We start from the raw sequence: 12,169 nt of genomic DNA on the forward strand, positions 1-12,169 counted from the left end.
ATGAACACCCAATACTTGAAAATGAGTGATTCACTGTTAGCACTCAAAAATATTTATATTCAATATCCACGATTCACTGCATTGCTATCTGAGGTCGAGCGGGTACATCAAGAGTCTGATATTTCAAGCGAACCACTTTGCATGATCTTGACTGGCGAAACCGGAACTGGGAAATCGACTTTGATTGCGCAATATCTAAAACGGTGGCCTCGTGAAGTGACGGATGAGGGGCTTCGTATTCCAGTGCTCAAAGCTGAAGTGCCTTTACCAGCAACGATTAGCGCGATGGTTTCCAGTATGCTTGGTGCACTTGGAGCTGTAAATCCAACACGCGGAAAAGTAGAGGAACGGCGAATTCGGTTGGTCGAACTAGTGCGACGTTGTGGTGTACGGTTGATTATCCTTGATGAGTTTCAGCATTTGGTGGAGCGTGGTACGCCGAGCAAAATCGCGCAAGTGGCCGATTGGATTAAATCATTGATTAACGAGCTCGGTATTCCGTTTGTGTTAGTTGGTGTGCCTACGGCGAAGGCTGTACTAGAGCATAGTGACCAGTTAGCCCGGCGTTTCAAAATTCGGCGAGGTATCATGCCCATGGATTTCATTAAATCTCCTCAGGAGTTCATGAAGTTACTTGAGTTGTATGACCAAAAGCTGCCATTCAGTAAGCAATCTGGATTAGCTGAACCTGGCATAGCTGAGCGCGTCTTTTTAGCGACGCGCGGTGTATTCGGCCATTTGGCAACGTTGTTACAGGAGGCTGGTCGCCTAGCACTTTTGGAGCATAGTGTACGACTGGAGAGCAAATACCTGGAGCAGGCGTTTGACCTCTATTTGGCCGAGACAATGAAGTTACGTGCCAATCCATTTACGATATCCAGCAAGGAAGTAGAACGTTGGATCACGAATTTGGAGGCCGCATGATGGATGCAGCTATGCCGAAATTGATGTTTCGGCCACGGATCGAAACTAAAGAAAGTCTGGCTGGTTATTTTCTCCGACTGGTGGAGCAAAACTGTCTGAGTGGGGCATCGGAATTGCTGCAGGTTTTAAGGCAGCGCGATACCCCACCTTCACGACCTTCGTTGTTGCCCCAGTTTGGGGTGTATGCACTGGATGTCGTTGCCAATGTATTGGGGCGTACGACCGAAGAGTTTGAACTGCATTGTCGTCCATTAGATTCATTAACAGGACGAACTCGCAAAGTTCAGTACTTGGGGTTGAAGTGGCCGTTATCAATTTTTAGGAACAAGTGTAGAGCTTGGTGCCCTGAATGTATGGCCAGTAATTCGATACATCGAGCAGATTGGGATCTTCGTTTGGTCACGACTTGTTTGACGCATCGCTGTCATTTGGTTGAGCGGTGCCTTGATTGTGGTCAGGCGATATCGTGGCAAAACAGTCGGCTTGATGCTTGCCGGTGTGGCATGCGCCTCAGCCAAGTAATAGCTCTCCCGCTTGATATAGGGGACGGCCGGTGGGTTCCGGATATTGCCGATGATGCGGATCGGCTTATGCGCACATTGATTTTTGATATTATTGGATTCCCCAGAAACATTGGGAAGCTTTGACTTCAAAGTGCTGGAACGATCAGAGCTGAACACCCTAACTGAGAAGCTCCGAATTTTTGCAGGTGCTATTACGGATGAGAAGGAATTCTTTTTAGCGATTGATCAACTGATGATGGGACGTTTGGCTCGGTTCCCCGACCTTGGTGTGCGCTTCGCAGCGTGTCCATTGTTACTAGGGCTCGGGGTTCTGGAGGAGTTCGACGAAACGCTTCGCCAGCATGTGTTGGAGTGGCTGCTCGCTCCGCGCAGTAACGCCATAGTAGCAACTCAATCCCAATATTCGACCGAGTATGGTGATCTAGCTGTTTCTTCGAGGCTGTGGCAGCCACGTTGAATGTATCAATTCATATCGTTGGTCGGCTGATCAAAAGCCAGTTGCTTGGCATCATGGGGGCTCGGACGCATACAACAGGCATCGGGCGATTGATTCCGTTGAATGGCATTCGAGCGTTTTTAGCCACTTTGGCTCCTGTGGTAGTGGAACGGGATGACTTCGCAGAATTGCGTTGTGTTAGCTACATTCAATTTGGCCTGGATTTTGAGCCTAGGATAAATCTGCTCACTCAGGTTAAAACAGGGCAGGCTTGGGTGTCCAGTTACGATTCCGCGTGCGGATTACCGAGTTTGGTTGTGGTGGCACCGTTTGCGAAGAAGAGCGAGAGTCAGGGATTCAGCATTGCTGAAGTGGCTGCCCAATTAGATATCTACACCGATGCAATCTACCGTGTGGTCAAGGCTGGCTTACTCAAACATACCAACGTTGCTCATCGTCAATATCGTATTAATGAGCAAGATTTTCATGAGTTCAATTGCCAGTATGTATTTGTGCGTGAAATAGCTAGCAAATACAGTTGCAATCCAACAAATTTGGCAGATAAATTAAGATCCGCCGGGATCGTTCCTGTACATGGCCCCTCTATTGATAATGGATTGGTATATTTGTTTAAACGTAGTGATCTTGAGTCGATAAATATTCAGGAAATTGTTGCTGCAAGAAAATATGCTAGTACAGCGGGTCGCCGTCCATTACTGACTAATAAGGTGGGTGCTAATAGACAAATTTAACTGTAGTAGAATTTCTCTTAATTAATAAGTTAAATCCAGTTGGTTTTACGAAGCGTTTAAGCCAGCTGGATTTAGTCTTTATTTTAAGATTTTTTCTTATTTTTTTATCTGTTAGCTAGAGGCCAATTTTCTAAGGTGGCTCAATATTGCTATTTTCTGTCCTGATGTAGGGGCGATATCACCCTCTCGCCAATCTGGCATTGTGACATCTTCTGCTTTGATTCCCATCGAATATAAAGTGCTAGCTAATTTAATAGCATCAGCATGTTCTATTTTGATGCCAGTGGTGAGCTGGGCAATTAGTTGGCCATCTTCAAATATGATGCTAGTCTTCATTTTTCCTCGGTGGTATGGTAAGGTATCCGTAAATATTATGGCGATTTGTATTCAAGAACGTAATTCTAAAAGCATACGGTACTGTATAAAATGGATCCAAAAATTATAGGCCTTCTTGGTACAGCTCTCAGTGCAATCATCGCGGCATTAAGCTATTGGGCAAAAACCAAGCATGAACGTCGCCGTGCAACAAGAGCCGTTCTCTATTACCTATTAGAAGTGGAGCATTTGGTACGCAAAATGCACTACGCTCGAAACCTTCCAAATGACTGCGTCGATGAGATGCGGCGTACTCTTGAAATTAATGGATTAGTTTTAACTGAGCCAGATGCGGAGGCCGCTGTTGAAGAAATTGGGCAATTTCTTCACGTATTTGCTACAGCAGAGTTCCAAAATCTTGCGGCCACAATTGCTGAACCATTCGAGAAAGCTCTTGTGGAGTTGTCCAGAGAAGATCCATTCTTAGCTTTCACGCTTCGTGGCAGAGATCAACTTGTGATGCTTCCTCAAAAGCTTGCAGAACTTACAGCAAGTATCCGGCCGTCTGATGTACCTGGCACCAGAAGTAACGTTTAATCAGCAATCTTCCCCTTTCGATAGTTTTATACGCCAGGCTACGCTGGCAGAGTTGGATGCTGCAATATTAGCTACGGCTTGGCGATGTGATGTAATGACCCACCTAAGGGTACGGCTATTGCTTCGTAGGACAAAGCGTGGATGGGATTCTGAGGGTTTTAAAAAAACGATAGCAGAACTGACCAACGATTTGTTAACTCATCTCATGCCCAAAATGAGAGCCCTTGCTGAGGGAGTGGCTGCAAAGTAATTAAAAATCGGCCTAATTAAGGCTGTTTTTGGGCTGCCTATACTTCTGGTTGGAGGGGACATGCTGATCTTTCTTGATATCGATGGTGTACTTCATCCGTACTCTGAACGCAATAACTCGGCAAGGCAGTTTGAACAGCTGCCTCGATTAGAAAGCGTTTTGCATGATTTTCCCGAGATCCAAGTTGTGATTACCAGCACTTGGCGGTTGAATAGCATGGCTCGCATCTTGAGTATTTTTACTGATGACGTTCGCCCACGTGTACTGGGGGCAACACCAGACTTGAGTAATGCTGTTGGCGAAGGAAACCCGCGCGGCCGGCGCCAGCGTGAAGCAATGAAATTTTTGGCGGATCGAGGTTTGTTGCACCTGTCGTGGCTAGCAATTGATGATGCAGAAAATTGGAGTGATGAAGACAGGCTCATTCTGTGCGATCCGGATATTGGGCTGAATTTCGAGGTTGAAGCTAGATTGCGCCAGTTCTGCCAAATTTAATTGAGTTGAAAGCACAAGCTAAAGAAAAAACTAATAGGCTTATTAAAAGGGTTATATGTGGATTCTGGTAGATATGACTTAACGTTCTGATCACTTGTGACGCTCTCACTGATGATTTGTGCGCAGGCTACTGGTAACCTGATCAGCAGCAATTTTCTGTAATTCTGTCTTAGAGACCACCCGGGATCCAAATAGATTCCGGGCATGAAGGTTCCACCTGAAGTACAGTCCACAATCATGGGACTAGAATGCCATTCATCGTTTTCCTGCAGCAATAAATAATGCCCCGATTGCGAGTACTCCAAAGAAATTGCTGAGTGCTTCCTTTAGAGTTACTGGGTAGAACAGCCAAATCGAGCAGATGGCAATGCACGCAGCAAGAAGTATGAACAGCATGCCTTGAAGACGGCGCCAGACGAAGATAGTAATTGCCCAAAACTTGTCTACAGCGGGAGCCAGCAACGATGCAACAAAGTTAACGACGAAGAGCAGAACAACATAGAGCACAAGCGCCAAGAGTAAGAGACTAAGTTGAACGGTGCTATTTGTTATTGCTACGTCGGGTAACAGTGAACCCAAGACACGCGCATCACTCAGGAATATTGGTTTGCCCGAAAACATTACCCGGAGTACTAGTGGTAACGATAGGGCTTGATATACTAGGAAAAAGGTATAGAGGTAGAAGAGGCCATTAAAGACAGCCATCTTGAATCGTTCTCTGTTTCGCGTTCTGGCATCGGCTTCTGCTTCAGGTTCCATGAAGCGAGCTGGTGGAGTGGATGGGCCTGGAAACCAGTCTGAGTTGTTCCGCCACAGTTCGAAAATGAAAGCAGCAATCAGGCTTCCAATTACACCCAAAACGATGTTCTGAATTGCATCCATACAATCCTCGTGCGAAGTGAATCGCACCGGGTTTCGCGGAGGCTGTTTGGTTTGAGTCAGACCAACATGGCCTGCTCGTTTTGATTACGATAATAGTTTGCTTCTGCTTCCGCAGGGGGAATGTGACCAATCGACCCTAGCAAACGATGGTGATTGAACCACGAAACCCATTCCAATGTCGCTAGCTCCACAGACTCTAGGCTTTTCCAAGGCCCCAAACGATGGATCACTTCTGCTTTGTACAGCCCGTTAATCGTCTCCGCTAACGCATTGTCGTAACTGTCGCCAGTCGTACCCACTGATGGCTCGATGCCTGCCTCAGTTAATCGCTCGGTGTAGCGAATCGAAACGTATTGCGAACCTCTATCACTGTGATGGATCAACGCCTCACGCTCTGGTTGCCGTGCCCAAAGAGCTTGCTCCAACGCATCTAGTACAAACTCCGTCTGCATGTTGCGACTCACTCGCCAGCCCACGATATACCGAGCGAATACGTCGATCACAAACGCCACATACACGAAGCCTTGCCAGGTCGACACGTAGGTAAAATCCGACACCCAGAGCTGATTCGGTCGTTCTGCCACAAATTGACGGTTTACGTGGTCAAGCGGGCATGCAACGGCAGGATCGGGACGAGTCGTTCGCACCGCTTTACCACGCGATACACCGCGTAAACCTAGGCTGCGCATCAAACGCTCAACGGTACAACGCGCCACAGCATGCCCATCGCGCTTGAGTTGCCGCCAAACTTTGACGGCACCGTACACCTGATGATTTAGTTGCCAGACGCGCTCAACTTCACCGCTCAGTTGCTCATCACGGATGGAACGCTGGCAGCGTAATGCTGGATTGCGCTGCCGAGCGGCGTAACGTCGATAGGCAGACGGAGCGACCTGCAATAGTTTGCAGATCGGCTCAACCCCGTGCTGCTCACGATGGGAGTCGATGAATCCCCTTACGATTTCAAGCGGCGGTCGAGCTCCGCCTGTGCGAAATACGCGCTGGCCAAGCGCAGAATTTCGTTGGCTTTTTTAAGCTCGCGCACCTCACGTTCTAACGCTTTGATGCGTTCGGTCTCGACTGAGTTTTTGTTGGCTGGAACGGCATCGCCACCTTGTCGACGACACCATGTACGCAGTGTTTCGGGCGTGCAGCCGATTTTGCTGGCAATGGAAACGAGGGTGGCCCACTCGGATGGGTATTCAGCACGATGCTCAATCACCATGCGAACGGCGCGCTCGCGGACTTCGGGGGAAAACTGAGTTGATTTCTTCATGACGCCATTCTCTCAAGAATTGGAGCCTCCGCGAAACCCGGTGCGATTCAATCAAGGCCATTCCGATATTCTGATTGTTTCTAAGTCCTACGGTAGCACAGTTCAAGATTTAATTGTGGAGTGCAAAATGTGGGGAGGTGGCGAAGTGATTGCAGCAGCAATAGATCAACTTTGCCGGTATATCACTCCTCACTCAAAACATGCCGCACTGGTCATATTCGTTCGCAATGTTGATTTTGATAGTGCTTGCGAAACGGCAAAGGGGGCACTAGATAATCACCATGCGTGTAAGACTAGGTCACAAACAACTGATTGCATGAGTTTTGATTTATCGCCAGCTCAAAATACTAAGCGCCCGATTCAAGCAACTTTGCTTCTTTGCAATTTAACTACGCCCAGGTATAACCGAAGTAATCGTCGATAGTACTCCTGCGCTAGTAATTCTGAGTCGAACCAGCTCTCATAGTTGATTTCAAACCTCCCCCTTTGATCAACTCAAAGTGATCTTTGGGCGCAATTACCACTTCATGCTGATGCCCCAGTTCCGATAGCACGCCAAATCCCAGTAGGCCATCCGAGATAACATGGCCGTAGCCTGGGTGCGCCTGTTCCGCCTACGGTTTCAGTGTCGCATAGGAAATCCGCTATGGTTCAACAAGAAAAGGCAGACTTAACTTGCAATGTGTCCCTTTAATTAGAGGTACCTGTCTTTGGTTTGCAGATTATCAAGAAACCCATTTCAGCTGAGACGCACGGTTACGCTTGACCTGAACACAAGCTTCATCTTTTGGCTGTAGATTATTCGAATTTCAGCGTTTGACTGTATTTAGTTTTAAATATTCCCGCTCTGTTTTTTATTAACTTGTTGATTTCTAAATAATAGTATTTTCATTTTTTGAGTTTTGTTTCAGGTGGCGTGTGCCACCTTTTTTATTGGAAGTTATTTTATGGCAAAGTCAATTAGAAGCATCAAGAGTATTTTAGACATAGTTGGGAGTGATCGTGTATTTCGACTAGCCGTTCCTGTTGATGGAAATGAAGAAATAATTTCTAAAATCGGGTTTGGTCATGAGCTTGTTGAGGGTGTAGCTTTAGTTCCTGCAAAGATTGGAAAAATAACTTCATTTAATGCAGATGGGCGAGAAATTGTTCGAAAAGACTTACCTAAAGAACGGGCATCAATTATGTTCTGGGGAAGTAGTCGTGATTGGCATGGGAATATTCATACGAGTTTAAGAAATAGGACTGTTGATCGATATCCGAGAGAATGGGAGTCAGCTCCTGAAGAATTGCTATATCTGGTGAGTAATGGAGCTGTAAAGTACATTGTTTCTAGGGAACTTGATTTTTCCAAGGATGACTCAGAAGCAATTATGCATATCGCCAATTTGTTCTTAGAAGAAGTTTTGATAGTTATGTTGTATTAGATCAGAACATAGCTGGGTTTTAGTAATGTAAAAGTTCGACGTTTGAACTGGATGATATTGCCTGAAGGAGAGCATCCATTCGAGAATATTGCACGTTTTGTTGAAAATGTAACTTCAGGTTTTGAAGAAAATGATAAGAAAGTCGTCGGATTTTAGAATATCAACCATGTTGAGTCATAAACCAGACTTTATTGCTGTTGGGCGTGGTGGTTTTAATGGCTATGTCGTTTTGGGTTATGCGAAAAAAGGGTTGTATGCTTTGGAAAGCCCAATTTTTGGTAATGCCACATATATGTTTAAGGATGATTGGGAATTCGTATCTAAATTGACGAAAAAGGATATTATCCACAATGCTCTGTATGAACATAGATTTGTGCATAATTCGAAATGGCGTAGCGATATTAGAAAAATATTAGGATAAATTTAACACGTAAGCCATGTAGAACCGTAGCAGCGTAGGTTGGGCTAAGCCCGCGCAGCCCAACGTTTACCGCGATGAACAAACCGCCAGATTGATGCTGGCGGTTTTGTTTTATGCGGCGATCTTGCGTAAGGGTTCAGCCGTACCACAGCAACTTCTTCACTGACTCTGGCATGCTGCGCTTTTTATCTCTGGAGCGGTAGCATGGGCGTTCGTCGATCGGATCTGAGTTTGAAAGCGGTGCATATTTGGCGAGCCAGCGGCTTGACTCAGGCTGCGTTTTGTCGCCAGCATGGATATAAGCGTGCTACTTTTTCAAGCTGGGTGAAACGCCATCAAACCCATTTATCCGCCACCACGACTTTTGATGCAGCACCCATAACAAATTCGTCCATTGCCCCGCTGACTTTGGTGACGACGCAATGGCCAACGCCCAGTGCCGAAACATTGCAGCTGCGTTTGGCCAATGGGGTCGATTTGACCTTACCGACCAGCACCTGCGCCACTTGGTTGGCGAATCTGCTGCGCGCTTTGACATGATGCCGCCATTGGCTTCGCTGCAATTGGTTGTCGAACCGGTCGATATGCGCCTTGGTATCGAGGGTTTGTCGGCCAAGATTCATGCCAATTTGCAGCGTTCACCCGTAGAAGGGGCGGCGTATGCCTTTCGCAATCAGCGCAGCAATCGCCTCAAAGTACTGCTGTGGGATCGCTCTGGCGTCTGGTTGGCGCAACGACGCTTGCATCACGGTCGATTTGTTTGGCCACAAGTAGGTGATACGGTGTTTACGCTGGATGCGGCGCAGTGGCAATGGTTGGTGAGCGGTGTCGACTGGCAACGATTAGCGCCGCCACCGCTGCCAGAATACGTCTACTAATTCACGATGAGGATGGATAAAATTGTTGTCGCAGTATTGCGCTATACAGCATGTAATATATAATTCTTAGGGCAATACCCTGTAAAATCAACACATGGATCTCGCTCAAGAACTCGCCAATTTCAAACCTACCCGCCGCAGTCCGCGCGGCGATTTTGGCGCAATCTGAGTTGCTCACTCAGCAAGATCAACAACTCAAGCAATACGTCTCCGACATCCAAAATAAAACGCAAACCATCGAAGCGCTAACGATGGAATTGGTCTATCTGCGCCGCATGCGTTATGGCGCTAAGACCGAGGTGATGAATACCGAACAACGGGATTTGTTTGAAGAAGCGCTCGATGCCGATATGGCGGCGCTGGAAGCCAAACTCGCCGCCGAGCAAGCCCAAACCAATCCCGAAGGCAGTGATAAAAAGCCGCGCATTCGCGCAGGTCGCCAAGCCTTACCGGCGCACTTACCGCGTACTGATATGGTTCATGAACCTGAATCATGCACCTGCGGCCAATGTGGTCAGGGTTTAGTTAAAGTCGGCGAAGACATCAGCGAGCAACTGCATGTGCAACCGGCGGTGTTTAGCGTGTTGCGCCACATTCGCCCGCAATACGCCTGCCGCAGCTGCCAAACGATGACCGCTGCACCGATTCCAGCCGCGATCATTCACGGTGGTTTGCCCACTGCGGCCACTTTGGCGTGGGTGATGGTGAGCAAATACGTCGATCATTTGCCGCTGTATCGGTTACGGCAAATCGCCGAACGCAGCGAAGTGCCGTTAGCAGAAAGCACGCTGGCCAGTTGGGTCGGCACCGTTGGTTGGTGGTTGCAGCCGCTGGCGGATCGATTGCGTGAACGACTAAAAGGCGAAACAGTGCTGCATGCCGATGAAACCCCAGTCAAACAGCTTGATCCGGGCAAAGGCAAAACCAAAACAGCGTATTTATGGGCGTATCGCAATACGCCCTTGAGTGGCAGTGCGCCGATTATTTTGTTCGACTACCAAGGCGGTCGCTCGGGTCAACACGTCCGTGATTTCCTCGCCGATTGGCAAGGTCAACTGATGGTCGACGATTACGGCGGCTACAAAGCGCTGTTCAAAACCGGCGTGATTGAGCTCGGTTGCTGGGCGCACGCACGGCGCAAATTCTTCGAATTGCATCAGGCCAACGGCAGCCCGATTGCCGCAGAGGCACTGCGTCGAATTGGCGAACTGTATGCACTGGAAGCGCAGGCTAAAGATTTGAACCTCGAGCAACGCTTGGCGCTACGTCAGCAAGCAGCGCAACCTAAATTGCTCGAATTCAAGATTTGGTTGGATGAAACCGGCAGCAAAGTGGCGCCCAATAGCGCCTTGGCTTAAAGCGATCATTTACAGCCAACGGCGCTGGGCGGCGCTTGAACGCTACGCCCAAAGCGGCATCGCGCCAATCGATAACAATCCGGTCGAAAACAGCATTCGGCCGATTGCGATTGGCAAAAAGAACTGGTTATTTGCGGGCAGTGAACGTGCCGGCCAACGCGCTGCCGCGATTCAAACGCTACTGGGTACCGCCAAACTCAACGACCTCGACCCGATGGCCTGGCTCACCGACACCCTAGAAAAGCTACCCACTTGGCCGAACAGCCGAATTGATGAATTACTACCGCTACGAGCGCTAGCAGAAACTTAAGCGTCAAGGTGGTGGAGCGGCTGAGCGCTTACGATCTTGCGATGGGGGTAGGCATTTTTTTGTAGAGTGCGCATTTGCGTACGCGGATAGGCACTTTGTGTTTGCATCGCGACTCGGTGCGCAAACGCCGGAGGCATTTGCACACCCTACGATGGTATTGCTTTGTGGGCTTTTGATTTTAATGCTTTGATGATGAAAATACCCCGTGTTGTAGGGCGTAATCGCCGAAGGCATTACGCCGCATCAAATGTGGTTTGGTGTATTGCCGCTGCGCGTCGAATACACCCTACGATTTGACGTTACTGTTGTCGGATATGGATTGGCGGGTTACGCCTTTGGCTAATCGCGCCCTACGCTGTGAAATTAAAAACCGCCAGATTGATGCTGGCGGTTTTGTTTTATGCGGCGAACTTGCGACGGGGGTGGGCATTGTTTTTGTAGGGTGCGCATTTGCGCACGCGGATAGGCACTTTGTGTTTGCATCGCGACGCGGTGCGCAAACGCCGGAGGCATTTGCACACCCTACGGTGGTATTGCTTTGTGGGCCTTTGATTTTAATGCTTTGATGAAAATACCCCGTGTTGTAGCGCCGTAGGTTGGGCTAAGCCCGCGCAGCCCAACGTTTACCGCGATGAACAAACCGCCAGATTGATGCTGGCGGTTTTGTTTTATGCGGCGATCTTGCGATGGGGGTAGGCATTTTTTTTTGTAGAGTGCGCATTTGCGTACGCGGATAGGCACTTTGTGTTTGCATCGCGACTCGGTGCGCAAACGCCGGAGGCATTTGCACACCCTACGGTGGTATTGCTTTGTGGGCCTTTGATTTTAATGCTTTGATGAAAATACCCCGTGTTGTAGCGCCGTAGGTTGGGCTAAGCCCGCGCAGCCCAACGTTTACCGCGATGAACAAACCGCCAGATTGATGCTGGCGGTTTTGTTTTGTGCTGCGATTTTGCGGCTGGAGTGGGGGTTGTTTTTGTAGGGTGCGCATTTGCGCACGCGGATAGGCACTTTTGTGTTTGCATCGCGACTCGGTGCGCAAACGCCGGAGGCCTTTGCACACCCTACGGTGGTATTGCTTTGTGTGGTTTTTTATTTTAATGCTTTGATGAAAATACCCCATGCTGTAGGGCGTAATCGCCGAAGGCATTACGCCGCATCAAATGTGGTTTGGTGTATTGCCGCTGCGCGTCGAATACACCCTACTCGTAAGCCGCGATCCAACCGCATTCGATGCAATCGTAGGGTGCAATGAGCGTGAGCGAATTGCGCCGTTTTGCGTGGATTGTACGAGGTGTGTTTTGAGGCGCACATACGGCGTCAC

At 48.4% G+C, this 12,169-nt stretch carries 13 protein-coding genes, 1 pseudogene and 1 other annotated feature; of the genes and pseudogenes, 11 read left to right on the top strand and 3 right to left on the bottom strand.

Going from position 1 to position 12,169, the window contains the following annotated elements; all coding sequences use genetic code 11:
* From GKO28_RS15475 to GKO28_RS15490, 4 genes are read left to right on the top strand one after another with little or no spacing between them, the layout of a single operon-like run.
* Window positions 1-924, top strand: coding sequence for a TniB family NTP-binding protein (locus GKO28_RS15475; protein ID WP_182076957.1), 924 nt, complete (start codon window positions 1-3; stop codon window positions 922-924).
* Between the two features lie 23 nt (window positions 925-947).
* A complete protein-coding gene (locus GKO28_RS22995; RefSeq protein ID WP_374220772.1) occupies window positions 948-1,571 on the top strand; it encodes a TniQ family protein in 624 nt (207 codons plus the stop codon).
* Window positions 1,540-1,905, top strand: coding sequence for a hypothetical protein (locus GKO28_RS15485; protein WP_182076959.1), 366 nt, complete (start codon window positions 1,540-1,542; stop codon window positions 1,903-1,905). Before GKO28_RS22995 ends, GKO28_RS15485 begins: the two co-directional genes overlap by 32 nt.
* Complete coding sequence (locus GKO28_RS15490; RefSeq protein WP_182076960.1) at window positions 1,902-2,636, top strand: helix-turn-helix domain-containing protein; 735 nt, start codon at window positions 1,902-1,904, stop codon at window positions 2,634-2,636. The genes GKO28_RS15485 and GKO28_RS15490 overlap by 4 nt, the downstream gene beginning before the upstream one ends.
* Before the next feature lie 111 nt (window positions 2,637-2,747).
* Here GKO28_RS15490 and GKO28_RS15495 read toward each other — a convergent pair whose 3' ends face one another.
* Window positions 2,748-2,972 carry a hypothetical protein gene (locus tag GKO28_RS15495; RefSeq protein ID WP_182076961.1) on the bottom strand — a complete coding sequence of 75 codons (225 nt, stop codon included), beginning with the start codon at window positions 2,970-2,972 and terminating at the stop codon, window positions 2,748-2,750.
* 90 nt (window positions 2,973-3,062) lie between these two features.
* Here GKO28_RS15495 and GKO28_RS15500 point away from each other — a divergent pair, with 90 nt between their 5' ends.
* Window positions 3,063-3,548: a hypothetical protein gene (locus GKO28_RS15500; RefSeq protein ID WP_182076962.1), complete on the top strand. Its 486-nt coding sequence runs from the start codon at window positions 3,063-3,065 to the stop codon at window positions 3,546-3,548.
* 310 nt (window positions 3,549-3,858) lie between these two features.
* On the top strand, window positions 3,859-4,293 hold the full coding sequence (locus GKO28_RS15505; protein WP_182076963.1) for an HAD domain-containing protein: 435 nt from the start codon (window positions 3,859-3,861) through the stop codon (window positions 4,291-4,293).
* 255 nt (window positions 4,294-4,548) lie between these two features.
* On the opposite strand, the gene GKO28_RS15510 is transcribed toward GKO28_RS15505, so the two are convergent.
* Complete coding sequence (locus GKO28_RS15510) at window positions 4,549-5,175, bottom strand: hypothetical protein (RefSeq protein WP_182076964.1); 627 nt, start codon at window positions 5,173-5,175, stop codon at window positions 4,549-4,551.
* 56 nt (window positions 5,176-5,231) lie between these two features.
* Window positions 5,232-6,451, bottom strand: a protein-coding gene (locus tag GKO28_RS15515) for an IS3 family transposase (protein WP_182076965.1) whose coding sequence is annotated in 2 segments (ribosomal slippage) — window positions 5,232-6,172 and window positions 6,172-6,451 — 1,221 coding nt in all. Because the reading frame shifts where the segments join, the coding sequence is not laid out codon by codon here.
* Window positions 6,060-6,176, bottom strand: a sequence feature (AL1L pseudoknot). (Overlaps the previous gene by 117 nt.)
* 947 nt (window positions 6,452-7,398) lie before the next feature.
* Here GKO28_RS15515 and GKO28_RS15520 point away from each other — a divergent pair.
* The 5 genes and pseudogenes from GKO28_RS15520 to GKO28_RS15540 all read left to right on the top strand — a co-directional run bounded on the left by GKO28_RS15520 (window position 7,399) and on the right by GKO28_RS15540 (window position 10,845).
* Window positions 7,399-7,878, top strand: a complete 480-nt coding sequence (locus GKO28_RS15520; RefSeq protein WP_182076966.1) for a hypothetical protein — start codon at window positions 7,399-7,401, stop codon at window positions 7,876-7,878.
* A gap of 166 nt (window positions 7,879-8,044) precedes the next feature.
* Window positions 8,045-8,299: a hypothetical protein gene (locus tag GKO28_RS15525; protein WP_182076967.1), complete on the top strand. Its 255-nt coding sequence runs from the start codon at window positions 8,045-8,047 to the stop codon at window positions 8,297-8,299.
* A gap of 204 nt (window positions 8,300-8,503) precedes the next feature.
* Window positions 8,504-8,839, top strand: coding sequence for a hypothetical protein (locus tag GKO28_RS15530; protein WP_182076968.1), 336 nt, complete (start codon window positions 8,504-8,506; stop codon window positions 8,837-8,839).
* A complete protein-coding gene (gene tnpB / locus GKO28_RS15535; RefSeq protein ID WP_203564199.1) occupies window positions 8,836-9,177 on the top strand; it encodes an IS66 family insertion sequence element accessory protein TnpB in 342 nt (113 codons plus the stop codon). The genes GKO28_RS15530 and tnpB overlap by 4 nt, the downstream gene beginning before the upstream one ends.
* 94 nt (window positions 9,178-9,271) lie before the next feature.
* Window positions 9,272-10,845 (top strand): annotated as a pseudogene (locus GKO28_RS15540) (IS66 family transposase).
* The last annotated feature ends 1,324 nt before the right edge of the window (window positions 10,846-12,169 follow it).

Origin of the sequence: Deefgea sp. CFH1-16 (genome assembly GCF_016881365.1) — a bacterium.
GTDB lineage: Bacteria > Pseudomonadota > Gammaproteobacteria > Burkholderiales > Chitinibacteraceae > Deefgea.